General features: G+C 71.7%; 21 protein-coding genes. 10 read left to right on the top strand and 11 right to left on the bottom strand.

The window, feature by feature from the left end; genetic code table 11:
* Window positions 1-32 precede the first annotated feature (32 nt).
* The 5 genes from gyrB to dnaA form a co-directional block, all read right to left on the bottom strand.
* Complete coding sequence (gene gyrB / locus RF644_RS04635) at window positions 33-2120, bottom strand: DNA topoisomerase (ATP-hydrolyzing) subunit B (protein ID WP_368795585.1); 2088 nt, start codon at window positions 2118-2120, stop codon at window positions 33-35.
* Between the two features lie 351 nt (window positions 2121-2471).
* Entirely contained in the window at window positions 2472-3137 is a 666-nt protein-coding gene (locus RF644_RS04630) for a DUF721 domain-containing protein (RefSeq protein WP_368795584.1), read from the bottom strand.
* Window positions 3134-4354 carry a DNA replication/repair protein RecF gene (recF, locus tag RF644_RS04625; RefSeq protein WP_017835074.1) on the bottom strand — a complete coding sequence of 407 codons (1221 nt, stop codon included), beginning with the start codon at window positions 4352-4354 and terminating at the stop codon, window positions 3134-3136. The genes RF644_RS04630 and recF overlap by 4 nt, the downstream gene beginning before the upstream one ends.
* A 36-nt stretch (window positions 4355-4390) precedes the next feature.
* Complete coding sequence (gene dnaN, locus RF644_RS04620; RefSeq protein ID WP_035924354.1) at window positions 4391-5515, bottom strand: DNA polymerase III subunit beta; 1125 nt, start codon at window positions 5513-5515, stop codon at window positions 4391-4393.
* A 629-nt stretch (window positions 5516-6144) separates the two neighbouring features.
* Entirely contained in the window at window positions 6145-7737 is a 1593-nt protein-coding gene (gene dnaA, locus RF644_RS04615) for a chromosomal replication initiator protein DnaA (protein ID WP_368795803.1), read from the bottom strand.
* A gap of 660 nt (window positions 7738-8397) precedes the next feature.
* Between dnaA and rpmH the strand changes: the two genes are divergently transcribed.
* The 8 genes from rpmH to RF644_RS04575 all read left to right on the top strand — a co-directional run bounded on the left by rpmH (window position 8398) and on the right by RF644_RS04575 (window position 15031).
* Entirely contained in the window at window positions 8398-8535 is a 138-nt protein-coding gene (gene rpmH / locus RF644_RS04610; RefSeq protein ID WP_019181680.1) for a 50S ribosomal protein L34, read from the top strand.
* Window positions 8536-8637: 102 nt separating this feature from the next.
* Window positions 8638-9051, top strand: a complete 414-nt coding sequence (gene rnpA / locus RF644_RS04605) for a ribonuclease P protein component (RefSeq protein WP_095650041.1) — start codon at window positions 8638-8640, stop codon at window positions 9049-9051.
* Window positions 9048-9488: a membrane protein insertion efficiency factor YidD gene (yidD, locus tag RF644_RS04600; RefSeq protein ID WP_035924359.1), complete on the top strand. Its 441-nt coding sequence runs from the start codon at window positions 9048-9050 to the stop codon at window positions 9486-9488. The genes rnpA and yidD overlap by 4 nt, the downstream gene beginning before the upstream one ends.
* On the top strand, window positions 9485-10471 hold the full coding sequence (gene yidC / locus RF644_RS04595) for a membrane protein insertase YidC (protein WP_095650042.1): 987 nt from the start codon (window positions 9485-9487) through the stop codon (window positions 10469-10471). Before yidD ends, yidC begins: the two co-directional genes overlap by 4 nt.
* An 85-nt stretch (window positions 10472-10556) precedes the next feature.
* A complete protein-coding gene (locus RF644_RS04590) occupies window positions 10557-11222 on the top strand; it encodes a protein jag (RefSeq protein ID WP_368795583.1) in 666 nt (221 codons plus the stop codon).
* Window positions 11222-11893 (top strand): 16S rRNA (guanine(527)-N(7))-methyltransferase RsmG, encoded by a 672-nt coding sequence (gene rsmG / locus RF644_RS04585; protein WP_368795582.1) that lies wholly within the window; start codon window positions 11222-11224, stop codon window positions 11891-11893. The genes RF644_RS04590 and rsmG overlap by 1 nt, the downstream gene beginning before the upstream one ends.
* A 323-nt stretch (window positions 11894-12216) precedes the next feature.
* Complete coding sequence (locus tag RF644_RS04580) at window positions 12217-13113, top strand: ParA family protein (RefSeq protein WP_244915827.1); 897 nt, start codon at window positions 12217-12219, stop codon at window positions 13111-13113.
* A 652-nt stretch (window positions 13114-13765) separates the two neighbouring features.
* Window positions 13766-15031: a ParB/RepB/Spo0J family partition protein gene (locus RF644_RS04575; RefSeq protein ID WP_368795802.1), complete on the top strand. Its 1266-nt coding sequence runs from the start codon at window positions 13766-13768 to the stop codon at window positions 15029-15031.
* A gap of 84 nt (window positions 15032-15115) precedes the next feature.
* On the opposite strand, the gene RF644_RS04570 is transcribed toward RF644_RS04575, so the two are convergent.
* The 6 genes from RF644_RS04570 to RF644_RS04545 form a co-directional block, all read right to left on the bottom strand.
* Window positions 15116-16324, bottom strand: coding sequence for a peptidoglycan-binding protein (locus RF644_RS04570; protein ID WP_368795581.1), 1209 nt, complete (start codon window positions 16322-16324; stop codon window positions 15116-15118).
* Window positions 16325-16438: 114 nt separating this feature from the next.
* On the bottom strand, window positions 16439-16774 hold the full coding sequence (gene trxA / locus RF644_RS04565) for a thioredoxin (protein WP_058873284.1): 336 nt from the start codon (window positions 16772-16774) through the stop codon (window positions 16439-16441).
* A 135-nt stretch (window positions 16775-16909) separates the two neighbouring features.
* On the bottom strand, window positions 16910-17920 hold the full coding sequence (gene trxB / locus RF644_RS04560) for a thioredoxin-disulfide reductase (protein ID WP_229586515.1): 1011 nt from the start codon (window positions 17918-17920) through the stop codon (window positions 16910-16912).
* 154 nt (window positions 17921-18074) lie between these two features.
* Window positions 18075-19526 carry a hypothetical protein gene (locus RF644_RS04555; RefSeq protein WP_368795580.1) on the bottom strand — a complete coding sequence of 484 codons (1452 nt, stop codon included), beginning with the start codon at window positions 19524-19526 and terminating at the stop codon, window positions 18075-18077.
* Between the two features lie 202 nt (window positions 19527-19728).
* Complete coding sequence (murJ, locus tag RF644_RS04550; RefSeq protein WP_368795801.1) at window positions 19729-21351, bottom strand: murein biosynthesis integral membrane protein MurJ; 1623 nt, start codon at window positions 21349-21351, stop codon at window positions 19729-19731.
* 82 nt (window positions 21352-21433) lie between these two features.
* Entirely contained in the window at window positions 21434-21934 is a 501-nt protein-coding gene (locus RF644_RS04545; protein ID WP_017835060.1) for an NUDIX domain-containing protein, read from the bottom strand.
* A 124-nt stretch (window positions 21935-22058) separates the two neighbouring features.
* Between RF644_RS04545 and RF644_RS04540 the strand changes: the two genes are divergently transcribed.
* Window positions 22059-23471, top strand: coding sequence for a CCA tRNA nucleotidyltransferase (locus tag RF644_RS04540; RefSeq protein WP_251355496.1), 1413 nt, complete (start codon window positions 22059-22061; stop codon window positions 23469-23471).
* A gap of 151 nt (window positions 23472-23622) precedes the next feature.
* Window positions 23623-24858, top strand: coding sequence for a glycosyltransferase 87 family protein (locus tag RF644_RS04535; protein WP_368795579.1), 1236 nt, complete (start codon window positions 23623-23625; stop codon window positions 24856-24858).
* Window positions 24859-24917: the final 59 nt, after the last annotated feature.

Genomic DNA, 24917 nt, shown 5'->3' with positions numbered 1-24917 from the left:
CATTGCATGCCGAGCGGGACATATGTCGCGGATCAGATGTCGAGGAACCGGATGTCCTTGGCGTTCTGCTGGATGAACTCGCGGCGGGACTCGACGTCCTCGCCCATGAGCACGGAGAAGATCTGGTCGGCGGCGGCCGCGTCCTCCATGGTCACCTGCAGCAGGGTGCGGTGGTCGGGGTCCATCGTGGTGTCCCACAGCTCGGTGTAGTCCATCTCGCCGAGGCCCTTGTAGCGCTGGATGCCGTTGTCCTTGGGGATGCGCTGGTTGTTGGCGAGCCCGCGCGCCAGGGCCTCGTCCCGCTCGGCGTCCGTGTAGACGTAGTCGTGCGGGGCGTTGGACCACTTGATCCGGTACAGCGGCGGCTGGGCCAGGTAGACGAAGCCGTGCTCGATCAGCGGGCGCATGAACCGGAACAGCAGCGTCAGCAGCAGCGTGGTGATGTGCTGGCCGTCCACGTCGGCGTCGGCCATCAGCACGATCTTGTGGTACCGCGCCTTCTCGATGTCGAAGTCGTCGCCGATGCCGGCGCCGAACGCGGTGATCATCGACTGGACCTCGGTGTTGGACAGCGCCCGGTCCAGCCGCGCGCGCTCCACGTTGAGGATCTTGCCGCGCAGCGGCAGGATCGCCTGGTGCGCGGGGTCCCGGCCCTGCACCGCCGAGCCGCCCGCGGAGTCGCCCTCCACGATGTAGATCTCGGACAGGGAGGGGTCCTTGGAGGAGCAGTCCTTGAGCTTGCCGGGCATCCCGCCCGACTCGAGCAGGCCCTTGCGCCGGGTGGTCTCGCGCGCCTTGCGGGCCGCGAGCCGCGCCTGCGAGGCGTTGATCGCCTTGCGGATGATCTCCCGTGCGGCGGCCGGGTTGCGCTCGAGCCAGTCGCCGAACCGGTTGTTCACCTCGCGCTGGACGAAGGTCTTCGCCTCGGAGTTGCCGAGCTTCGTCTTGGTCTGGCCCTCGAACTGGGGCTCGGCGAGCTTGATCGAGATGACGGCCGTGAGGCCCTCGCGGACGTCGTCGCCGGTGAGGTTCTCGTCCTTGTCCCGGAGCAGCTTGTTCTCCCGGGCGTAGCGGTTCACGAGGGACGTCATCGCCGAGCGGAAGCCCTCCTCGTGGGTGCCGCCCTCGTGGGTGTTGATCGTGTTCGCGTACGTGTGCACGGACTCGGTGTAGGCCGTGGTCCACTGCATGGCGAGCTCGAGGGACATCTTGCGCTCCGTGTCCTCGGACTCGAGCGCGATGACGTCGTCGTGGACGAGGTCGGCCTTCTTGGACGTGTTCAGGAACGTCACGTAGTCCAGCAGGCCGTGGTCGTACTTGTAGACGACCCGGCGGTGGCCGGCGCCGTCCTCGTCCTCGTGGTTGAGCCGGGCGACGTCGGTGCCGCCGTCGCGGCCCTCGACCGGCTCGGCGTCTACGTGGACGGCGGTGCGGTCCGAGGCGGAGCCGGCGATCTCCTCGCCGGACTCCTCCGGCGCCCGCTCGTCCGTGAGGGTGATCCGCAGGCCCTTGTTGAGGAACGCCATCTGCTGGAAGCGGGCCCGCAGCGTCTCGAAGTCGAAGTCGACGGTCTCGAAGATCTCGGGGTCCGGGTAGAAGACCTGGGTGGTGCCGGTCTCGGGGGTCTCCTCCCCCCGGACCAGCTCGCCCTGGGGCATGCCGCCGTCGGCGAAGACCATCCGCCAGACGTGGCCCTGGCGCCGCACCTCGGTCTCGACGCGCCGGGACAGCGCGTTGACCACGGAGATGCCCACGCCGTGCAGCCCGCCCGAGACGGCGTAGCCGCCGCCGCCGAACTTGCCGCCCGCGTGCAGGATCGTCATGACGACCTCGACCGTGGGCCGGCCCTCGGTCGGGTGGATGTCCACGGGGATGCCGCGGCCGTTGTCCACGACCTTGACGCCGCCGTCGGCCTGCAGGGTGATCTCGATGTGGTCGCAGTAGCCCGCCAGGGCCTCGTCGACCGAGTTGTCGACCACCTCGTACACGAGGTGGTGCAGCCCCCGCGGGCCGGTCGAGCCGATGTACATGCCGGGTCGCTTCCGGACGGCCTCGAGACCTTCCAGGACGGTGATGTCACCGGCACCGTACTCGCGCTTCTGCGGATCCTCTGTTGCCACGGGTTCCTGGCTCCTCCTGTTGGGCACACCGGTCCCGCTCCGGACGGCACAAGAGAACGCCGATGAGACGTTCGGGCGGCTCATCGGCTCGTGCGGGGTCGGAACGGGTCGACGACTCCGGGTGCCCGCGCCGCGGGCGAGGTGGTCGCGATCGGCCGTGGGGGCCCGGTCCGTCGATTGCTGTCTGGAACCGATTCTATCGGAAAACCGTGGGCTCGGGGTGCTCACAGGTCCCTCTGAGCGGCCGGGAAAGGGCCTCAGGACCACTTTTCCTCTGCTCCGCCACCCCCAGGACGCCACCGGGGGGCCGCAGCGCGCCACGAGGCCGCTCAGCGGTCCGGACCGCCGGCCTCAGCCGTAGGTGTCGCGGGGCCCCCGGCCCTGCACGGAGCGGCGGCCGCGCTTCCAGCTCGGGGCCGTGGGACCGAGGATCTCGATCCGGGTGACGATGCCCTCCCCCAGGTGCTCGTCGAACATGCGCAGCAGCTGCGGGACCATGAGGCGCAGGTTCGCGGCGTAGGCGGTGGAGTCGCACCGGACCCGCACCACGGTCTCGTCGAAGCTCTCCGGCCGGCAGTGCCCGGCGATGCCCGGGCCCACGAGGTCGTCCCAGCGGGCCAGCACCGAGCCCACGGCGACCGGCGCCTTCCAGCCGCGCCCGGACACGAGCCCGTCCAGCACCGTGCCGACCCCCCGGGGGTCACGGGCGGAGCGGCCTGCCCCGGAGTACCCGCCGAGCGCCCGCGGGTCGACGTCGTTGCCGCGGCGGCCCAGGCGCTCGGCGGCCGACGCGGTGGCCGCCTCCATGGCGGCGCCGAAGCCCGTGAGGTTGCGCCGGGCGGCCGCGCCGTAGAGCCGCCCGTCCCCGCGCGCCTCCGCCGCGTGGCGCATCCGGGTGAGCAGCGCCGCCGGCGCGTCGATCTCGTCCTCGATCCGCACGACGTTCGCCTCGGGGACAGGGGGCTCCTGGGGCTCCCCGGCGGGGAGCGGGCCGTCCTCGCGCCGCGGCCCGGTCACGACGACGACGCCTCCTCCGGCTCCGGACCGGTCCCGGCGGGCGCCTGCTCGTCGTCCCGGACGGCGGTGCCCGGACCCACCCGCACCACGTCGTGCGGACCGGCCACGAGCTCGGCAGGGAGGTCCTCCTCGACCGCGGCGGTCACGAGCACCTGCTCCGCGGAGGCCACGATCGCGGCGAGACGGCTGCGGCGGCGGGCGTCGAGCTCCGCGAACACGTCGTCCAGGACGAGGATCGGCGCGGCGCCCTCCGTGGGGTCGTCCGCCAGGTGGACGTACCAGGAGCCGAGGCGGAGCGCGAGGGCGTAGGACCAGGTCTCGCCGTGGGAGGCGTAGCCCCGGGCCGGCGCCGTCCCGAGCAGCAGCTCGAGCTCGTCGCGGTGCGGGCCCACGAGGGTCAGTCCCCGCTCGAGCTCCCGCTGCTCCGAGGCCTCGCACGCGTCGAGGATCAGCTGGTGCAGGTCCGCGGGCGTGAACCCGCGCAGCCGCTCGGCGTCCCCGGCCGCGCTCTCGGGCAGCACCGAGGACACGTAGCGCAGGGTCGTCTCCTTGGTCCCGTCCGTGAGCTGGCCGTAGGCGGTCGCCACCTGGGGCGCCAGGGCGTCGATGAGCTGCAGGCGCGCGTGCAGGATGCCGGCGCCGGCGCGGGCGAACTGGTCGTTCCACGCCGCCAGGGTCGACCGGTGGGTGTCCGTGAACCGGCCGCTCCGGCGGGCCGACTTCAGCAGCGCGTTGCGCTGCCGGAGCACCTTCTCGTAGTCGGCCAGGGTGCCCGCGAGGACGGGGCGCATGGACTTCGCGAGGTCGTCGAGGAAGCGCCGCCGGTGGGAGGGGTCCCCCTTCACCAGCGCCAGGTCCTCCGGCGAGAACAGGACGGTCCGCACGATGCCGAGTGCGTCCCGGGCCCGCACCGGGGAGGCCCGGTTGATGCGCACCCGGTTGGCGCGGCCGTCGTTGAGCTCGAGCTCCAGGACGGTCTGCTGCCCGCCCCGCCGCACCCGGACGCGGACGATCGCGCGGTCGGCGCCGAAGCGGATCAGCGGGCCGTCGGAGGACACCCGGTGCGAGGACAGGCCCGCCGTGTAGTCGAGGGCCTCGACGATGTTCGTCTTGCCCACGCCGTTCGGCCCGAGGAACACGGTGGTCCCGGGAGCGAGACGTATGTCCAGATGGGCATACGTCCGGTAGTCGAGCAGGGAGAGGTGGTCGACGAACACGCCGGGATCAGCAGCTTCCGGTTCCGGGCCGGCCGGTCACTGGCTGGGGAGCCGCACCGGCATCAGCAGGTACTTGTAGTCGTCCTTGTCCTCGCCCTCGGGCTCGGCCTGGGCGGAGAGCACGGCCGGCTTGGGCGGGGCGGTGAAGGAGAACCGGACGTAGTCGGAGGCGAAGGCGTGCAGGCCCTCGGAGAGGTACGTCGGGTTGAAGGCCACCGTGATGTCGTCGCCGGTGAGGTGCGCGTCGAGGACTTCGGAGGCCTGGGCGTCCTCGCCGGTCCCGGCGTCCAGGGCCACCTGCCCCTGGGTGAAGGCCAGGCGCACGGGGGTGTTGCGCTCGGCCACGAGCGAGACGCGCCGGACGGCCTCGACGAGTTCGGTGGTCCGCACCGCCGCGGTGATCGGCGTGTGCTCCGGGAACAGCGACCGGATCTTGGGGTACTCGCCGTCGATGAGCAGGCTCGTGGTGCGGCGGCCGCCGGACTCGAAGCCGACGAGCTCTGCGGAGTCGGACAGGGCGATGTTGATGTCACCGGCCGGGCCGAGGGTCTTGGCGATGTCGTTGAGGGTGCGCGCCTTGATCAGCGCGGCCGTGGAGATGTCCTGGGTGCTGGGCCGCCAGGTGAGCTCGCGCATCGCGAGCCGGTAGCGGTCCGTGGCGAGCAGCGTCATCTTCTCGCCCTCGATCTCCACGCGGACGCCGGTGAGGATGGGCAGGGTGTCGTCCTTGCTCGCGGCGATGTTCACCTGCGCCACGGCGTGGGCGAACTCGTCGCCGGCCACCACGCCGGAGACGTCCGGCAGCGCGGGCAGCTCCGGGTAGTCGCCGACCGGCATGGCCGCGAGGTTGAAGCGCGAGGAGCGGCAGGTCAGGGTGACCTTCCCCTCGTCGGCGTGCACCTCGACCGGGGCGGAGGGCAGGGAGCGGCAGATGTCCGCGAGCAGACGGCCGGAGACGAGGGTGGTGCCCTCCTCCTGGACGTCGGCGCTGATCGACAGCCGCGCGGAGATCTCGTAGTCGAAGCTCGCGATGGACAGCTGACCGCCCTCCGCACGGATGAGCAGACCGGACAGCACGGGGACCGGGGGCCGAGGAGAGAGGGACCGAGCGGTCCAGGTGACGGCCTCGGCGAGAACATCGCGTTCGACGGAGAACTTCACGAGAGGTTGCTGCCTTTCAGTCTGAGCAAGGACGGCGGAGCCACGGTCCCGGACAGGGTCCGGTGCGGGCCGCGCCGCGGGGTGCAGCGGTGCGAACAGGGTCTTCGCCCTCTGCATCGTATCGGTCCGTTTCACGGGACGGCCATTCGGCCGCTCCGTGGCGGCGTCCGGGTGATCCGGGGCCGTGAGGGCCCGGACGGGGTCGGCGCTCCAGGATTCTTGTTGTTTGGCCAGATGTCTTTTTAAGGATGGGAGTGTTAATAACCGCTGTGGAATCTGTGGATAACTGCCCCTCGGCCAGCACCCGGGCGGTGGCGGCCTGTTGAGTTCCTGTGGTTCGGGGTCCACCGGAACGCATGCTGCCGGTGGACGAGATCCGCGTGGTTCCGCGGGTTCCACAGCCCTCCGCCGAGTTGTACCGAGGTTCTCCACCGGTCGGACGGAGAATTCCACAATTTTATCCACAGGTGTGGGTTCTGTCCTGTGCACAGGCGCTCCACAAGCGCCGACATCCTGTGCAGGAGGGCCCCTCCGGGCCCGGGATCCCGCGGGCGGAGCCTGTGGACGAACTACACGAAAAGGCCCCGGCGGAGCACCGCCGGGGCCTTCGAGGAGGGGTGGGGCCGGGCTCAGCCCTCGCGCTGCTGCTGCTTGATCCGGTTGGTGAGCTCCGTGACCTGGTTGAAGATCTGCCGGCGCTCGGCCATCAGCGTGCGGATCTTGCGGTCCGCGTGCATCACCGTGGTGTGGTCGCGGCCGCCGAGCTCCTGGCCGATCTTCGGCAGGGACATGTCGGTGAGCTCGCGCAGCAGGTACATCGCGATCTGCCGGGCGGTGACCAGGGTGCGCGTGCGGGACTTGCTCTTGAGCTCCTCGAGGCTGATGTCGAAGTAGACCGCGGTCTGGGCGAGGATCGAGGCCGCGGTGATCTCCTGCGCGCCGTCGTCGGTGATGAGGTCCTTGAGCACCAGCTCGGCCAGGGGCAGGTCCACCGACTGCTTGTTCAGGGAGGCGAACGCGGTGACCCGGATCAGGGCGCCCTCGAGCTCGCGGATGTTGGTGGAGATGTGGGAGGCGATGTACTCCAGCACGTCGTCGGGGGCGTCCATGCCCTCGCTCGTGGCCTTCTTGCGCAGGATCGCGATGCGCGTCTCCAGCTCCGGCGGCTGCACGTCGGTGATCAGACCCCACTCGAAGCGGGAGCGCATCCGCTCGGCGAAGCCGGTCAGCTGCTTGGGCGGCATGTCGGAGGTGATCACGATCTGCTTCTCGTGGTTGTGCAGCGCGTTGAAGGTGTGGAAGAACTCCTCCTGCGTGTGCTCCTTGCCCGCCAGGAACTGGATGTCGTCGATCAGCAGCATGTCCACGTTGCGGTAGATCTCCTTGAAGGAGGAGCCCTCGTCGTCGCGGATCGAGTTGATGAAGTCGTTGGTGAACTCCTCCGAGTTCACGTAGCGCACCCGCACCTGGGGGTAGAGACGCTTGGCGTAGTGGCCGATCGCGTGCAGCAGGTGCGTCTTGCCCAGCCCGGACTCCCCGTAGATGAACAGGGGGTTGTAGGCCTTGGCCGGGGTCTCGGCCACCGCGAAGGCCGCGGCGTGGGCGAACCGGTTGGACTGGCCGATCACGAAGGAGTCGAAGACGTACTTGGGGTTCAGCCGCGCGGAGCTGTCCCACTCCCCCACCACGGCGGGAGCGGTGCCGGTGTCCTGGACGGGGCGGCGGGGCGGGGCGGCCTGGGGGTCCCGCGGCGGCGGGAGGGTCCGGTCGGCCCCGCCCATCCCGGAGCGGTGCGCCGGCTCCGGGGGCGGCGCCATGAGCCCGGCGGACTGCCGGTCGAGGCCGGTCGTCCGCCGGTCGACCTCCACCGCGTCGGCGGTGTCGGCGTGGTCGACCCGCGCGGGCAGGTCGGTGCGGTTGCGCTCCGCCTCGAGCTCGCTGATCGGGGGCAGGGCCGCGGTGGGCGTCGAGGCCCCGGCCTCCGGTGCGGGAGCGGTCTCGAGGTCGGCGTCCACCACGAACGCCACGAGCGTCTCGGGGCTGAAGGCCCGGCCCACGGAGGACCGGAGCACGGACGCCATCTGGTTCTGGAAGAACTCGCGGGTGAGCTCGTTCGGGACCGCGACGAGCAGCGTGGTGCCGATGAGGCCCTGGGGCTGGGCCAGGGAGATGAACCCCCGGTAGCGCCCCGTGGTCATGGGGTCCTCGTACATGTACTGCACGCATTCGGCCCACTGCGCGCTGAGCGCCTGATTGTCCTGCGTGCCCACGCGTACTCCTGCTGTCGTCGAGATGTCATCGAGCTGTCGTCGGGATGACGAGGCGGTGGACGGATCGTCCCGGCCCCTCGCCGGGGATCTTGTCCACAGCGTTGTTCACAACGGTGGAAAAGCTGTCGGGGGCCAGCCGCGAGTGCCAGCCTAGAACATGCGCCGAACGTGTTCATAGCCGTTTTCCGGGGGCTCCGGGAACTACAGACGTGTAGTTCGACCCCCGATCCGCGTGGTTCCGCGGCTCCGGCCGGGCCGGTTTTCCACAGGATGTGATGAAGATCCGTGCACAGCTGTGGGTAGGATGTGAACTGCACAGCGGCACCGGGTCTCCCGGTGCCCGATCCAGCACTCGACCACCGTTCGACCCGGTTCCGCCCCGGCCGCCCCGCTCCCGCGCCGGCGGCACCGGGGCCCGCGGCCACCCGTCGCTGATTTGACCGTCCCCTGCCCGTTGTCTAGGGTGAAGTAGTCTTTTGTGTCCACTGTCATGCCCATCCGCATGCTCGGACGCATCCACCAGCACCGCTGTGACCGTCCCTCTCCGCCGCGCCGAACCCGGTGCGGTGAGCCCGAGGACGGGCGCACACCCTGACGCCTTTGGAGTAACCAGTGAGCAAGCGGACTTTTCAGCCGAATAACCGCCGTCGCGCCAAGAAGCACGGCTTCCGTGCCCGGATGCGCACCCGCGCCGGCCGCGCCATCCTCGCCGCCCGCCGCAGCAAGGGCCGCACCGAGCTCTCCGCCTGAGCCGGTCCGTGTCGGCGCCGGCGCTTCCGACGACCGCCCCGCGACGGGCGCTCGTCGTCGTGCCGGAGCCGCCCGAGCCGCCGACCGTGCAGGAGCGGGACCGTGCTGCCTGAACAGCACCGGATCCGGACCTCGGCCCAGTTCTCGGCCACCACGCGTTCCGGCGCCCGCAACGGGCGCCGGAACGTCGTCGTCTATGTGCGTCCCACCGGCGAAGAGCACCCGGCCCGGTTCGGCTTCGTCGTCTCGAAGGCCGTGGGCAACGCCGTGCGCCGCAACAAGGTGAAGCGACGCCTCCGGGAGCTCGCCCAGACCACGGTCAGGCAGGCCCCGTACGGTTACGACGTCGTGGTGCGCGCGCTGCCGCCCGCCTCCCGCGCGGACTGGACGGAGCTGGCCGCCGACTACGCGAAGGCGTGGCGGACGGCGTCCGCGCGGGCCGGGGCTCCCGGGACCGCCGGGACGACGACCACCGCAGCAGACCGACGACCCGCACGGGAGGAGCCGGAGTCATGAGCGAGCACGCTCACGCGCCCGAGGACCTCCTCGCGGCGGCTCCCCACGAGTTCGTCCGCCCGGCGTCCGCGTGGCAGGTCCTGTGGTTCCTGCCCCAGAACGCGCTCATCGCGGGTCTCAAGCTCTACCGGACCATCGTCTCCCCCCTGTACGGGGACGTCTGCCGGTACTTCCCCTCCTGCTCGGCCTACGCCCTCGAGTCCGTCACGGTGCACGGCGCCGTGCGCGGCCTGGGCCTCAGCGTCCGCAGGCTCCTCCGCTGCCACCCCTGGGCGGCGGGTGGGATCGACAGGGTCCCGGACGGGGGCCGGGTCTTCCCCGACTTCGCGTCCCTTCCCCGGATCGTCCTGCTGAACCATCCCACCCTTGCTGAGCGCCACCAGCACCACCCCGCCGGGGCCACCGGTCCCGCGGCCCAAGGAGAGCCTTCCCCATGAACCTGTTCGAAATGATCCTCTTCCCCTTCAGGTGGGTCGTCTCCGCCGTGCTGTGGGTGTTCCACGAGATGCTGACGGCCATCGGGATGGACCCCGCCGCGGGCATCACCTGGGTGCTGTGCATCGTGGGCCTGACCCTGGTCATGCGCACGCTGACCATCCCGCTGTTCCTCAAGCAGATCAAGTCCATGCGCGGCATGCAGGAGCTGCAGCCGGAGATGGCCAAGCTCCAGGCCAAGTACAAGGGCAAGAAGGACCAGCTGTCCCGGCAGGCCATGGCCCAGGAGCAGATGGAGCTGTACAAGAGCCACGGCTCCAACCCGTTCTCCGCCTGCCTGCCCATCCTGGTGCAGATGCCCATCTTCTTCGGGCTGTTCCAGGTCCTCAACGGCGTGCCCGGGTCCGCGGCCGCCGGCGAGGGCGTGCACGTCCTGAACGCAGCCACCGTGCAGTCCTTCAACGAGGCCACGTTCTTCGGCGCCCCGCTGTTCTCCACGCTGCTCAACCCCGGCGACGGCAACCACGTGGCCACGATCCTCCTGGCGATCGTGATGATCGTCGCGATGTCCGCCTCGCAGTTCTTCACCCAGAAGCAGCTGACGGCCAAGAACATGAGCGAGGCCGCGAAGGCCTCCCCCATGTACCGCCAGCAGCAGATGATGCTGTACCTGTTCCCCCTGGTCTTCGCGATCGGCGGCATCAACTTCCCCATCGGCGTCCTCATCTACTGGACCGTCTCCAACGTCTGGTCCATGGGCCAGCAGTGGTGGGTCATCCGCAACAACCCGACCCCGGGCTCGCAGGCCGAGCAGGAGCTCAACGAGCGCCGCGCCGCCAAGGGGCTCCCCCCGCTCGGCAAGACCGTGGAGGAGCACGAGGCCGACATCGAGGAGCAGCGTGCCCGCGCCGCCGCCGGGCAGCGTCAGCAGCCGGTCGGCAAGAAGCGCCAGAGGCAGCAGGCGAAGCGGAAACAGGCGCGATGACCGCGGCCGGCCGACCCGGCTCGACCCCCTCCCCGCACGGGGCCGGCGCGCCCGGCCCCGTGCTTCCACGGCCCCAGGAGACGACATGACCGACATCCGGCATACCACCCAGGACGCCGACGACGTGCAGCCCCCCGCGCCCCGCGCCGACGCCGACCGCGGTGCCGGGGGGGGAGTCCCCGCCGCGGAGATCCCGGCCGCGGAGACCCCGGCCGCGGAGATCCCGGCCGCGGAGACCCCGGCCGCGGAGACCCCGGCCGCGGAGACGGCCGCCGTCGATCCGCTCGAGGAGGAGGGCGAGATCGCGGCCGACTACCTCGAGGAGCTCCTGGACACGGCGGACCTCGACGGCGACATCGACATCGAGGTCCGCGACGGTCGCACCTACCTGTCGGTCGTCGCCGACGGGGACGACGTCGAAGGCCTGTCGGCGCTGGTCGGCGAGGACGGTGAGGTCCTGGAGGCCCTCCAGGAGCTCCTGCGCCTCTCCGTGCTGGCCGCCACCGACCGGCGCTCCCGCCTGGTGCTCGACATCGGGGGCTACCGGCTCCGCCGGGCCGGTGAGCTCCGGGAGCTGGCGCTGGCGGCCGTGCGCGAGGCCCAGGAGACCGGGGAGCGCGTGCACCTCGATCCCCTGTCCGCCTACGAGCGCAAGATCGTGCACGACGTGGTCGCCGAGCAGGGTCTCGTCAGCGAGTCCGAGGGCGAAGGGGCGGCACGGCACATCGTCGTGTCCGTTCCGCAGGGCTGATGGCCGAGGAGCCGCGCCCCTCCCCCGCTCCGCAGGACCCGCCGGTCCCGGACGAGCAGGAGCGGCGCGCCGCCGAGCGGCTGTTCGGCGACCGGCTGCCGCTGGCGGAGCGCTACGTGGCGCACCTGGCGTCATCCGGCATCGTCCGGGGGCTCATCGGCCCGCGGGAGGTGCCCCGGCTGTGGAGCCGGCACGTGCTCAACTGCGCCGTGGTCGAGGAGCTCATCGCGACCGGCGCCCGCGTGGCCGACGTCGGATCGGGCGCGGGTCTGCCCGGGCTGTGCCTCGCCCTGGCCCGGCCCGACCTGCGGATCACGCTCATCGAGCCGCTGGAGCGGCGCGTGCAGTGGCTGGACGAGGTCGTGGCCGACCTCGGGCTCACGAACGTGCGCGTGCTGCGGGCCCGGGCGGAGCAGGCCCGGGACGAGGTCGGCGAGGTGGACGTGGTCACCGCGCGGGCGGTCTCGGCCCTGGTGGGCCTCGTGGACATCACCCTGCCGCTGCTGCGCGGCACCGGAGTGCTGCTCGCCCTCAAGGGCCGTTCCGCGGCGGACGAGGTGCGCAAGGCGCAGAAGAAGCTGGACCGGCTCGGCGCCCGGTCCACCGAGGTCGTTCCGGCCGGGGCGGACCTGCTCGAGGAGCCCACCACGGTGGTGCGGGTCCGGCTCTGAGCACCGCCGCCTGCTCCGCGCAGTGTCGGCGGTAGGCTGGGAGGAGTGTGCCACGGTCGGTGCGCCGAGATCGGCCACGGGTCGACGGCGACCTGACCTGCGGCGCGGTCCCAGGCACTCCTCCCCCGCGGGAGGCGTGCTCCGACGGAACGAGTTCGAGACGAACCGGGAAGGTGCGCAGTCAGATGCCGATCGACGACGGCGCGGGAAGTCCGCGAGGCTTCGACGCCGAGTTCCCCCCCGATCCGCTTGATCAATCGATCAAGGTTGTTCCTGATCGGGGCACTCGTGTTTCACGTGAAACGGACGGACAGCTGCCCAAGATGACCACAACGATGGCGGAGGACACGCCGCTGGGGAGGAAGCTCGTGGAGGAGACCAGGCGACGCGCCAGGCTGAAGAAGGTCCAGCTGGAGAAGCCCGCCGCAACGCGGATCTTCACGATCAGCAACCAGAAGGGCGGCGTGGGCAAGACGAGCACGTCGGTGAACATCGCGGTGGCCCTCGCCCGACAGGGGCAGAACGTCCTCGTCATCGACAACGATCCTCAGGGCAATGCGTCAACGGCCCTCGGCGTGGAGCACCACTCCGAGGTCGACAGCACCTACGACGTGCTCATCGACGAGATGCCCATCGCCGACGCGGTGAAGCCGTCCGCCGAGGCGGACAACCTCTGGGTCGTCCCGGCCACCATCGACCTGGCCGGCGCGGAGATCGAGCTCGTGTCCATGGTGGCGCGCGAGCACCGGCTCCGCCGGGCGCTCGAGGCGTACGCGAAGCAGCGCGAGGCCGACGGGATGGAGCGGCTCGACTACGTCTTCATCGACTGCCCGCCGAGTCTCGGGCTGCTGACCCTCAACGCGTTCGTCGCGGCCACCGAGGTGCTGATCCCCATTCAGTGCGAGTACTACGCGCTCGAGGGGCTCAGCCAGCTGCTCAAGAACATCGAGATGATCCAGAAGCACCTGAACCCCGAGCTGTCGGTGTCGACGATCCTGCTCACCATGTACGACGGTCGCACCAACCTCGCGTCGCAGGTGGCCGAAGAGGTGCGCAACCACTTCCCCGCCGAGGTCCTGGAGACCATGATCCCCCGCTCGGTGCGCATCTCGGAGGCGCCGAGCTACCAGCAGAGCGTCATCAGCTATGACCCCAGTTCCACGGGGGCGCTGTCCTACCTGGAGGCGGCGGCCGAGATCGCCCAGCGCGCCCAGCGCTGACGGAGCGGCCCCGGGCCATTTCCCGGCCACTCCCCCGCCCGACGCCCGTCTCCCTCTGGAGGCGGGCGTCCTGCTGTTCCCGTCCCGCGTCGCGCGCAAGGGACCCACCGTTCCACGTGAAACGGCACGTCGGAACGCGTGGCTCGGCTAGAATTGTCCGGATTGCCGGGCGAGGGAGAGGAACATCGTGAGCGAACGACGACGTGGACTGGGCCGGGGTCTGGGAGCACTCATTCCGAGTGCACCCGCTGCCGAGGCCCCGGTGAACGAAGAACAGGGCGCGGACGTCGGCCCGGCTCCGGTGCCGTCGACGAGCGCGGAGGACACGTCCCGGAAGGACGCGGCCCGCACGGATGTTTCACGTGAAACGACGTCCGCCGAAGCCGCACCCGCACGTGCTGAGAATTCGATCGACCAGCCGGACGCAGCAACTGGTACTTCGACGCAGCGGCCCTCAACCGGCGGAGAGCCAGCCACCAGGACCCGGACCACGTCGAAGGCCGCTGCGCGTCCCGCTGGCGGGACCGCAGACGCAGATGATGTTCCCGAGCAGCCCGGGTCCGCCGAGCCGGCGAAGCGGTCGGCCGCCGGGGGGCGGAGCCGGACTGTCAGCCCTGCCGCACGGCAGAAGGCCATGAAAGCGCGGATGGACATGGGCGAGGCCCTGCGCAACACCACACTTGTCAGCCGGCCCTCCGACATGTTCTTCCTGCCATCGGCCGGTGCCCCGGACGCCGCGCCGGCGGCTGACTCCGGGGAGGCGTCCTCCAAGACGACGGAACCCGGTCCGGGGAACCGGGCCGGTGTTTCACGTGAAACAGCGAGTTCGAAGAAGACCCGCCCGTCCGCGGAGGACGTTGAGGCCCCGTCGGAGGAAGATCACGACGAGATGACCGCACCGGAGCAGCAGCGTCTCGATGTGGTCGCGACCGATGCCGCCGCCGCGGGCGATGCGCCGGAGGCGACAGATGATGCCGGCGCGGGAGAGGCGCCGGAGGCGACCGAGGCGACCGCCGTAACGGACGGTCCCCCATCCGGTGCGTCCGCGGGAGATGTTTCACGTGGAACGGACGCGGATGTTGAGGAGCTGGCGGCGGTGCCCGGTGCCACGTTCGCCGAGATCCCGGTCGCGGCCATCCACCCCAACCGCAAGCAGCCCCGTCAGGTGTTCGACGAGGAGGAGCTCGCGGAGCTCGCGTACTCGATCGGCGAGCTCGGTGTGCTGCAGCCGATCGTGGTGCGCCCCACCCGCGAGGACGGCGAAAAGGCGTACGAGCTGGTCATGGGCGAGCGGCGGTGGCGCGCGACCCAGCGCGCCGGGCTGCCGACCATCCCGGCGATCGTTCGCGAGACCGCGGACGACGACCTGCTCCGGGACGCCCTGCTCGAAAACCTGCACCGCAGCCAGCTGAACCCGCTCGAGGAGGCCGCGGCCTACCAGCAGCTGCTGGAGGAGTTCGGCGCCACCCAGGAGGAGCTGTCCCGGCGCATCGGCCGCTCCCGCCCGCAGATCAGCAACACGATCCGCCTGCTCCGCCTTCCGCCGCTCGTCCAGCGACGCGTGGCCGCCGGCGTGCTGTCCTCGGGGCACGCCCGCGCCCTGCTGTCCCTGGCCGACCCCGCGCAGATGGAACGACTCGCGCAGCGGATCGTGGCGGAGGGCCTCTCGGTCCGGGCCACTGAGGAGGCCGTGCAGCTGACGGAGACGGGGGAGCGCAAGCCGCAACGGGCGGCCGCCCCGGCCGGGCGCAACAAGGAGCGGCTCGACTACATCGCGGAGGCGTTCTCCGACCGCCTGGACACCAGCGTGCGGATCGCACTGGGGGCCCGCAAGGGCAAGATGACCATCGAGTTCGCCTCGGTGGAGGACCTCAACCGCATCATCGAGGTGCTGGACCCCGGGATGGATCGCACCTAGACGACCGATCGCACGGAAGAGCCCCGGTGTTTCACGTGAAACACCGGGGCTCTTCCGTGCACCGGGTCAGCCCGGCGGGGCGGTTCAGCGTCCGTTGTACTCGGCGACATCGTCGACGCTCATGGTGCCCGTGGGCACGTCGTCCTCCGCGAGCAGGAACATGCGCTGCAGACCGAAGACGACGGCCTCGGCCAGGTGGTTCCGGTGCTCGGGATCGGCGAGGGCGGCCCGGTCGCCAGGGCTGGACAGGTAGCCGAGGTCGAGCCAGATGGTCGGGGCGTCCTGGGAGCGCAGCAGGTCCCACTGCCGGGCGTGGGTGCCGAGGTCGAGCGCCCCGGTCCGGGCGACCATCTCCTTGAGCACGAGCACCGCGGCCCGTTCGCCGATGGGGGAGTAGATCTCCGAGCGGTCCTGCTCGCCCCAGTAGTAGGAGGCGACACCGCCGGCGGCGGGGGAGGCGTTCCAGTCGCAGTGCAGGGTGACCACCACGGAGTCCGTCCGGCTCCCGGTGACGGCCTCCCGGGTGGAGTCGGCGGTCCGCACGGGCATGCCGCGGCGGTCGTGGAGCTCCCGCCCGGGCGAGACCACCGAGGGGTCGGCGCCGATCTCGTGCAGCAGCTCGAAGGCGCGGACGGCGACGTCCCGGGTCACCTCGTCGGCGCGGTCGCGGAAGTCCGGCGCCGCCGAGGCCGGCGGCTGCTGACCTGCTGCCCCGGACGGGACCAGCACCACGGAGCGGCCGCGCAGGGCCGAGGTGGCCCGCTCCAGGCGGTGGTACTCGCGCAGCGAGAAGGCCTTGGAGGACGTGATGTTCTTGTTGATCCGGGCGAGCGCGGCGATGGTCTCGCGGTCCACCACTCCGGTGGCCCCGAGACCCAGACTCTGCTGAAGCTCCATGACCGCGTGGTGCGTGCTGCTGCCGAACACCCCGTTCAGGTGTCCGTAGTAGAAACCCAACCGGGAGAGGTTGTGCTGCAGCATGCTGACGTCGTCGCCCCGGAGCGGGTGGTCGTCGTCGGCGTAGAGCGGGCGGTCACCGAGGGCGTACTGCGCCTCGTTGAGGCACCGGTCCGTCTCCGGCCCCACCAGGCCGTCCACGATGAGCCCGCGCTCCTGCTGGAAGGCGCGCACGGCGGCGTCGACGTGGTCGTCGAAGTAGGAGGGGTTGTTGACGTCCTGCGGGGCGAGGTAGGCCACGGTGACGCCGGCCCGGAGCAGCCGCTCCCGCAGGCTGACCACCCGCCGGCTCGTCATGGTCCGGCGCAGCATCGGTTCGGTGTCGTCGTTGTTCACGGGTGTCCCACGGGTCGGAGGGGTCGGCGTGGTGCCAGGACAGCGGCTCGTCCGCCCCTCCCCGGCGGGGGAGGGGCGGACGAGCCCGGGGTGTCGCGGATGTCGGGGGTCCGCTCAGTTCCCGGCGACGAGGTAGTCGGCGAACTCCTTCTCGAGGGCGCTCTTCGGCTTCGCGCCGATGGCCTTCTTGACCACCTCGCCGCCGGAGAAGAGGTAGATGGCCGGGATGGACGTGATGCCGTACTGGGACGCCACGGCGGGGTTCTCGTCCACGTTCAGCTTCACGACCTCGACGGCGTCGGCGTGCTCGGCGGCGATCGCGTCGAGGACCGGGCCGACCATGCGGCAGGGGCCGCACCACTCGGCCCAGAAGTCCACGATGACGGGCTTGTCCGATTCGAGGACCTCGGTGCGGAAGTCGGCGTCGGTGACGTTCTTGGCGGCGCTCATGTTTCTCCTTGTCCGGGTGCCGGGCACGCGGTCGGCGTGCCCGGACCGCTCTGGGTGACGTGGTGCGGAAGGCGGATCTGGTTCGATTATGGCCCATGCCGGTCCGGGCGCCGGCGGCGCCCGGACCGGGACGGCTCAGCTGTGCAGGACCGAGCGGTCGTGCAGGGCGGCGAGGTAGTGCTCGGTGTCGACGGCGGCGACGCATCCGGAGCCCGCCGCCGTGATGGCCTGGCGGTAGGTGGCGTCCACGACGTCGCCCGCCGCGAAGACCCCGGCGAGGCTCGTGGTGGAGCTGCGGCCGTCCACGGCGATGGTGCCGTCCACGGTGAGTTCGAGCTGGTCCTTCACCAGGGCGGTGCGGGGGTCGGAGCCGATGGCGACGAACAGCCCCGTCACGGGCAGCTCCGAGGTCTGGTGGGACTCCGTGTCACGGACGGTGACGGAGCGGACCTTGTCCTCGCCGTTGATGCCCACGACCTCGGCGTTCCACAGCACCTCGATCTTGGGGTCGTCGAAGGCGCGCTGCTGCATAATCTCGGAGGCGCGGAAGCTGTCCCGCCGGTGGATGATCGTGACCTTGGAGGCGAAGCGGGAGAGGAACGTGGCCTCCTCGAGGGCGGAGTCGCCGCCGCCGACCACCGCGATGTGCTGCTCCTTGAAGAAGAAGCCGTCGCAGGTGGCGCACCAGCTCACCCCGTGGCCGGAGAGCCGCTTCTCGTCCGGCAGGCCGAGCTCCCGGTACGCGGAGCCGGTCGCGAGGATCACGGCGTGGGCGCGGTGCACGGAGCCGTCCTCGAGGGTCACGGTCTTCACCTCGCCCTCGAGCTCGAGGGCGACGACGTCCTCGTAGCGGATGTCGGCGCCGAAGCGCTCCGCCTGCTGCTGCATGTTGGACATCAGCTCCGGGCCCTGGATCCCGTCGATGAACCCGGGGTAGTTCTCCACCTCGGTCGTGTTCATCAGCTCACCGCCCGCGGTCACGGACCCGGCGAAGACGATGGGGTGGAGGTTGGCGCGCGCCGCGTAGACGGCCGCGGTGTACCCGGCGGGGCCGGATCCCACGATGATCACCTCGTGGACGGTCTCGTCGTCCGCGCCGGCCTTCGGCTCGCCGGTCGAGGGGACGAGGTTGAGGGCATTGATCACGGGACCGAAGTCGGGGCTCACTGTTCTGCAGACCTTCCGTACAGGGAGCGGCCGGGCACGCCGACCGCAGGGACCACTGGCACAACGGGGCGCGCGCGGCGGATATTCCGGTGCCGGACCCGCCCCGGCGGGCCCGGCGGGGGGAGCGGGGCCCTCAGTCGAGCTGGATCTCGCCGATCCGCAGGCCGTGGTTGAACCCGGCGATGGGGTTCGTCAGCTGCGGCAGCTGCGTCCAGTTCACGATCACGTACTGCTGGTCCTCGTCCTGGGCGGCCGCGGCGAGCGGAACCGTGATCTCCGGGCCCGTGAAGGAGCCGGAGGCCACCTGGTCGGCGCCGTCCAGGCTCGGGGCGTCGTTGACGTACACGTCGAACATCCCGCCCGAGCCGGCCGACTGGCTGAGCCTGAGCGTGTCCACGGGCGCGGGCTCCTCGAGCTGCACGGCGAGGCCGACGCTCGGCGTCCGGTTGCCGAAGTTCGGGTCGGAGAACCCGTAGCTGATCCAGTAGGTGGACGGGTTGCCGTCGACGATCTGGCTCAGCTGCGCGTCCTGGTCGGCCATGAAGCCCGGGTCGGTGGGCACCACCCGGGTGACGGCGCGGGGCTCCGGCTCGGCGGCCGGGGCCTCCGGCTCGGGGCTGGGCTGCACCTGCTCCGCCCCGGCCTGCTCCTCGGCCGGCGCGCTCACGGCGGGCTCCGGGCTCTCCGATCCGGCGAAGAGTCCGCCCAGCCGGTCGAAGCTGAACACCACGGCACCGATCAGCAGGGCCAGCAGCAGGAGCAGGAGCAGCAGCAGGCCCCGGCCGCCCTTCTGCGGCCGGTCCGCGGTCGTCTCCCGGCGCGGCGGCGCGGCCGCGGCCGCCTCCTCCGGCCCGTGGGGCGTGTCCGGGTGCCCGTCGTCGTAGTCGTCGTAGCTGTCGTAGCTGTCGTAGCGGTTGTCGCCGTCGTAGCCCGGGTCGATGTCCGTCCCGGCCGTGCGGACGGCCGAGGCCGCCGTGCCGCTCGCCGCCGCGCGGTCGAAGAGGGTCGAGCGGGTCGAGGTGGCGCTGACCCGCACCGGCCGGCCGAGACGGGTGCGCACCGAGGGGGCGGGCGCGGCGTCGTCGTACGAGTCGTCGTCCCGCCACCGGGTGACCTTGGGCTGGGGGGCCGCGCCGCCGAGGTCGTCGGAGGCCTCGGTCGCGACCACGGGGGTCGGGCTGGTGGGGTCCGGCTCGTCGTACACGTACGACCCGGGGCCGCTGCCGCGCGGGGCGCCGAAGATGTCGTCACTGAGGGACTCGTCCTCGACGTCGTCCGGCTCCACGAGCAGGGAGTCCAGCATGTCCGCGGCCGGGGTGTGCGAGGTCACGAGGTAGGTGTGCGCCTCCGCCTGGCCCAGGTCCAGGATCTGGAAGGGGGCGCCGATGCTGCCGTTGGCCATGGAGCGGGCGTTCTCCACGAGCAGGGACGTGTGCCGCTCCGCGGGCAGCAGGATCGACACGCGGCGGCCGAGGATCTGGTCCTGTCCCTCGAGCACGCGGTCGCCCTCGGCGGTGGCCAGCACGTCGGTGACGACCTTGTAGCGGCCGCCGAGGACGGAACCGAGCTTCATCGGTGCGGGCACTTTGGCTCCCTGGGGGTCGGGAATCCGCGGCGGGGGCCGGAATTCGCGGGCGGGGGTGGCCGGCGGGGCAGAAGGGGTGTTCCTGACCCACGTCACCGACCACTCAGCACTTTACCGGTCCCGGCCTCCGGCGGCCGAGAGCCTCGTCACACGGCCGGTCCGCGAGCCCGGTCCGGGCGCCCGGTCCGCCCGGTCGGCGCGGTCAGCGGCCGAGGCGGGCGAGGAGCGGGCGCACGAGGCTGTCGAGCTCCCGGACGCGGCAGAGCTTGAGGGCGCCCAGGTAGGCGATCCCCATGACGGTCCCGCCCGCGGCGACGGTCGCGATCGCCGTCAGCTGGTTGGTCCAGGGGAAGCCGGCGGGTTCGTACCCGCCGAGCAGGAACAGGGCCACGGCGCCCACCGCGCCGGCGAGCAGGGACGCCACGAGGATCCGGGCGTGGGAGTCCACGATCCGGGCCACGTCGTAGTCCCCGATCCGGCGGACCAGGACCACGTGGTAGATCAGCGCGCTCAGGACGTTCTGGGCCGCGTAGCACGCGGCGACCGCGAAGACGATGAGGTCCGGCGGGACGAACGACCAGATCAGCAGCGCCGAGACCACGGTGAAGAGGGCGACGCCGACCTGCACGAGGAACGGGGTGCGGGCGTCCTCCTGCGCGTAGAACGCCCGGCCGAGCATGAAGGACACCGACATGAAGGGCGCGCCGATCGCGATCACCGTGATCACCTGGCCGACCACGGCTCCCGCGGAGGGGACGCCGCCGCTGAAGAGCATGCCGAGGGGGCCGGCGAAGACCACGAGGGCGACGGTGGCGAAGACCGTCGCCACACCGGTGATGCGCAGGCTCGAGGACAGGGACGCGACCATCCCGGCCCGGTCCCCGTCCGTCGAGGCGGCGGCCATCCGGTTGAACAGCACCGTGGCGATGGACAGCCCGATCACCCCGTGCGGGAGGGAGTACAGCATCGAGGCCTGGTTGAGGGCGGCCACGCCCGCGATTTGCTGCGGCGGGTCCATCGCGAGGTACTCCGGGCGGTAGCCGGTGGGGATCGCAGCGACCTTGGTCAGGGTCAGGAACGCGAGGTTGGCGAGGACCCCGGTGGCGAGGGTCCAGCCCGCGAGCCGCGCCGCGGTGGAGAGGCCGATGCCGCGCCAGCCGAACTTCGGGCGCAGTCCCAGCCCGAGCCGGCGCAGCGGCCAGAACAGCACGAGGGCCTGGGCCGCGACGCCCACCGTGGCCATGGCCGCCAGCCAGAAGGTCTTGGCCGGGGACCAGTTCTCGAGGCTGTGCACCGTCTCGGCGTACGCCCCGAACTGCTGGACGAACACGAGCAGCGCGGCGATGGCCACCACGTTGTTGACCACCGGCGCCCACATGTACCAGCCGAAGGCGCCGCGGGCGTTCAGGACCTGTCCCACCACGGTGTAGAGGCCGTAGAAGAAGATCTGCGGGAACGTGAACAGCGCGAACGTCAGCCCGAGCGAGAGCTGCTCCTCGGTCCAGGCGGTGCCCATGGTCCGGATGATGGGTCCCGCCAGCAGCACCACGACCGCCGTGACCCCCAGCAGGGCGAGCACGGCGAGGGTGAGCAGGCGGGCGATGTAGTCGGCCCCGCCGTCGTCGGCGGTCCTGGAGGCCTTGATGATCTGCGGCACCAGGACGGCGTTGAAGATGCCGCCCGCCACGAGGACGTAGATCAGGTTCGGCAGCGTGTTCGCGAGCTCGAAGACGTCGGAGACGGTCGTGATGGAGCCGATCGCCACCGTGATGAGGACCGTCTTGACGAATCCCAGCGCGCGGGAGACGAGCGTGCCCGAGGCCATGATGGCGCTGGAGGCCGCGCCCGAGCGGCGGGCCGGGGCCGCCGGGGTGCCCTTCCCGGCCGGCTCGGAGGGCTCCGCGGTCTCAGAGCTGGTGGATGATGTATTCACGGGCGATGTCGGCGATGCGCCGTTCGTTGGGGAAGGACAGCTTCCGGCCGAGGTCGTCGATGTTCACCCAGGCGACGTCCACGGCCTCGTGGTCGGGGTCGTTGTCCGTGGTGAGGTGACCGCCCGTGGCGCGCAGCAGGAAGTGGTGCACCGTCTTGTGCACGCGGTGCCCGGAGACCGTGAACCAGTAGTCGATGCTGCCCAGCGGGCTCAGCACCTCACCGGCGATGCCGGTCTCCTCCTCGATCTCGCGGATCGCGGCTTCCTCGTTGGACTCCTCGCCCTCGGGGTGGCCCTTGGGCAGGCACCACTCGAGGCGCCCGCCGCGGTTGATCCGGGCGATGATGGCCACCGGGTGGGAGGGTGCGCCGAGGTCGACGACGATCCCGCCGGCGGAGACTTCCTCGACCGTGGGCAGCGCAGCGGCCGGCGCGGTCGGCCGCTTCTTCGGTGCGCTGGGTACGGGGAAAGCCATGTCTCCTACCTTGCCACAATCGCCCGGGCTCCCGCCGGAGCGGGGGAGGGGCTCCGGCGGCCGGTTCCGGCGGGGCCGCGGCGGCCGGGTCCGCGCCCCGGGGTCTGGAACAATGGGCGGCACCATGACGCAGCTCCCCGACGCCCACGCGATCCACCCCGCCGCCCTCGACCTGGGGCGGCGGTTCTCCGCCGCCGGCCACGAGCTCTCCCTCGTGGGCGGGCCCGTGCGGGACCTCTTCCTCGGCCGGCCCGCCCTGGACCTGGACTTCACCACCGACGCGACGCCCGAGGAGACGCTCGCGGTGGTCTCGGGGTGGGCGGACGCGGTGTGGGAGATCGGCCGCGCCTTCGGGACCATCGGGATGCGCCGGGGCGACGTCCAGCTGGAGGTGACCACGTACCGGGCCGAGGCCTACGACGCGGACTCCCGCAAGCCGCAGGTGGCCTTCGGCGACTCCCTCGAGGACGACCTGTTCCGCCGCGACTTCACCATCAACGCCATGGCGCTGCGGCTGCCCGGCTTGGAGCTCGTGGACCCGCACGGCGGGATCAAGGACCTGCACGCCCGGGCGCTGCGCACCCCGGGCGCCCCGGAGGACTCCTTCTCGGACGACCCCCTGCGCATGATGCGCGCCGCCCGCTTCGCGTCCCAGCTCGACGTCGAGGTGGCGCCCGAGGTGCGCGCGGCCATGACCGGCATGGCGGAGCGCATCGCGATCGTCTCGGCCGAGCGCGTGCGGGAGGAGCTCGTCAAGCTGGTCTGCGGGCGCCGGCCCCGCCGCGGCATCGACCTCCTGGTGAGCACGGGGCTCGCCGAGGTCGTGCTGCCCGAGGTGCCCGCGCTCCAGCTCGAGACGGACGAACACCACCGGCACAAGGACGTCTACCAGCACTCCCTGACCGTCATGGAGCAGGCCGCGGCACTGGAGTCCGGTCCGGACGGCCCCGTGCCCGGGCCCGACTTCGCGCTGCGCTTCGCCGCGCTCATGCACGACGTCGGCAAGCCCGCGACCCGGCGCTTCGAGGAGTCCGGTGCCGTGAGCTTCCGCCACCACGAGGTGGTGGGCGCGAAGCTCACGGCCAAGCGGATGCGGGCCCTGCGCTTCGACAACGACACGATCAGGACGGTGGGCCGGCTGGTCGAGCTGCACATGCGCTTCTACGGCTACGGGGACGCCGAGTGGACCGACTCCGCCGTGCGCCGCTACGTCCGGGACGCCGGGGAGTGCCTGGAGCGGCTGCACCGGCTCACGCGGGCGGACGTGACCTCCCGGAACCGGCGGAAGGTGGCACGGCTCGCCGCCGCCTACGACGACCTCGAGGCGCGGATCGAGGAGCTCTCCGCGCGCGAGGAGCTCGACGCCGTGCGGCCGGAGCTGGACGGCGAGCGGATCATGGCGGTGCTCGGCATCCCGCCGGGGCCGGCGGTGGGCCGGGCCTACAAGTTCCTGCTGGACCTGCGCCTGGACGAGGGGGAGCTGGGGCCGGAGGAGGCCGAGCGGCGGCTGCGGGCCTGGGCCGCGGACACCCTGTGAGCCCCCGGTCCGGCGCCGGCGCCGCGGGGAACGCCCTCTGCTGCTCCTGGAGTGCATATATCGGTGAAGGCATATCTTCCGACCTCGCCGCGGTCCTCCTGGCCGGGGTCGGGGTCGGGGCGGGCGTGCTGCGCGGACGGCGGGAGGGGCCGTGAGCCTCCTGGGCGGGTCCCGGGGCGGCCACCGGGCGCTGCTCGTCGGCCTGAGCCTCTACGCGGTCATGACGGCATGGCTGCTGCGGCTGCCCTGCCGGGTGCCCGGCTGGGGCGCCGCGGAGAGCCTGCCCGCGCTGTGCGCCTCCGAGATCGCGCCCGGCGAGGCGTCCGGGGCGGGCGGGTTCTTCACGGGCGGGCCCGCGGGGGACCAGCCCGCCCTGGTCGGGATGATCACCACGGTGGTCGGCTGGCTCGCGGCCCGCCTCTCCGCGCTGTTCGGGACGGACGTGGACCGGGGCGTGTTCGCCGACCTCTCCGTGCTGCTGCTGGCCCTGGTGTGGATCGGCACGGTGGCCGCGGTCTCCGCGCTCTCCGGCAAGCGCGGCGCGGACGCGTTCGTGCTGGCGCTCGCACCGGTGGCGGTCCTGGTGGGCTTCGGGACGTGGGACCTGTGGGCCGTGCTGCTCATGATGCTGGCGCTGCTCTTCCACGTCCGGGGCAGCCCCGTGCCGGCGGGGATCCTGCTGGGGCTCGCGGCGTCCGTGGCGCTGTTCCCCCTGGTGGTCCTCCTGGCCGTGCTGCTCCTGGCCGTGCGGTACCGGCAGCTCCGGGACTTCGCAGTGGTCCTGGCCGGGACGCTGCTCACCTGGGCGCTGGTCAACGGGCCGTTCCTGCTCTCCGCCCCGGACCGGTGGGTCCGGCAGCTCCGCCTGCCCTGGGACGGGCCCGTGGAGGGCTCCTCCTCCTGGGGCGTCTGGGCCCGGGTGGAGCAGGCGCGCACGGGTGCGGTCCCGGACCCGGCGGGGGCGGGGCAGTGGGTGCTTCTGGCCCTCGTGCTGGGCCTCGTGGCGGTGCTCGTGCTGACCCTGCTCACCCGGCAGGAGCCCAGCGTCGTCCAGATCGCGTTCCTCCTGCTGGCCGTGCTCGTGCTCTCCGGCCCCGCCTACTCCCTCGTCCACGTCCTCTGGCTGGCGCCCCTCGTGGTGCTCAGCCGGCGCAACTGGCTCGAGTTCGCCGCCTGGCAGCTCGTCGAGGTCCTGTGGTGGACCACCCTGGTCCTGCCCGAGCCGACCTGGCCGGTGCTGCCCGGGCTCGGCCTGATCGGCTGGGACGCGCAGGACATGCTCGCGGCGGTGCGCGTGCTGCTCCTCGTCCTCCTGGTGGTCGCGGTCGCGGTCGACGTCCTGCGGGGCGGTCAGGCGCGGCGGATCGGGCTCTCCGAGGCCGGCTGAGCGTCCCGGCTCCGCCGGGAGGGGGAGGCCGGCGGCCGCCACGCCCGCACGGGTTCATC

The organism is Kocuria sp. CPCC 205258 (assembly GCF_040981005.1).
Classification (GTDB): domain Bacteria; phylum Actinomycetota; class Actinomycetes; order Actinomycetales; family Micrococcaceae; genus Kocuria; species Kocuria rosea.
The sequence above is the reverse complement of the archived record's forward strand: the minus strand, read 5'-3'. Positions and strand labels throughout refer to the sequence as shown.

Excerpts from the sequence above, each read along its gene's own strand:
- yidD (WP_035924359.1), top strand. The coding sequence starts at position 9,048 with ATGAGCGAGCACGCTCACGCGCCCGAGGACCTCCTCGCGGCGGCTCCC.
- yidC (WP_095650042.1), top strand. The coding sequence starts at position 9,485 with ATGAACCTGTTCGAAATGATCCTCTTCCCCTTCAGGTGGGTCGTCTCC.
- RF644_RS04590 (WP_368795583.1), top strand. The coding sequence starts at position 10,557 with ATGACCGACATCCGGCATACCACCCAGGACGCCGACGACGTGCAGCCC.
- rsmG (WP_368795582.1), top strand. The coding sequence starts at position 11,222 with ATGGCCGAGGAGCCGCGCCCCTCCCCCGCTCCGCAGGACCCGCCGGTC.
- RF644_RS04580 (WP_244915827.1), top strand. The coding sequence starts at position 12,217 with ATGACCACAACGATGGCGGAGGACACGCCGCTGGGGAGGAAGCTCGTG.
- RF644_RS04575 (WP_368795802.1), top strand. The coding sequence starts at position 13,766 with ATGGGCGAGGCCCTGCGCAACACCACACTTGTCAGCCGGCCCTCCGAC.
- trxA (WP_058873284.1), bottom strand. The coding sequence starts at position 16,774 with ATGAGCGCCGCCAAGAACGTCACCGACGCCGACTTCCGCACCGAGGTC.
- murJ (WP_368795801.1), bottom strand. The coding sequence starts at position 21,351 with ATGGCCTCGGGCACGCTCGTCTCCCGCGCGCTGGGATTCGTCAAGACG.
- RF644_RS04545 (WP_017835060.1), bottom strand. The coding sequence starts at position 21,934 with ATGGCTTTCCCCGTACCCAGCGCACCGAAGAAGCGGCCGACCGCGCCG.
- RF644_RS04540 (WP_251355496.1), top strand. The coding sequence starts at position 22,059 with ATGACGCAGCTCCCCGACGCCCACGCGATCCACCCCGCCGCCCTCGAC.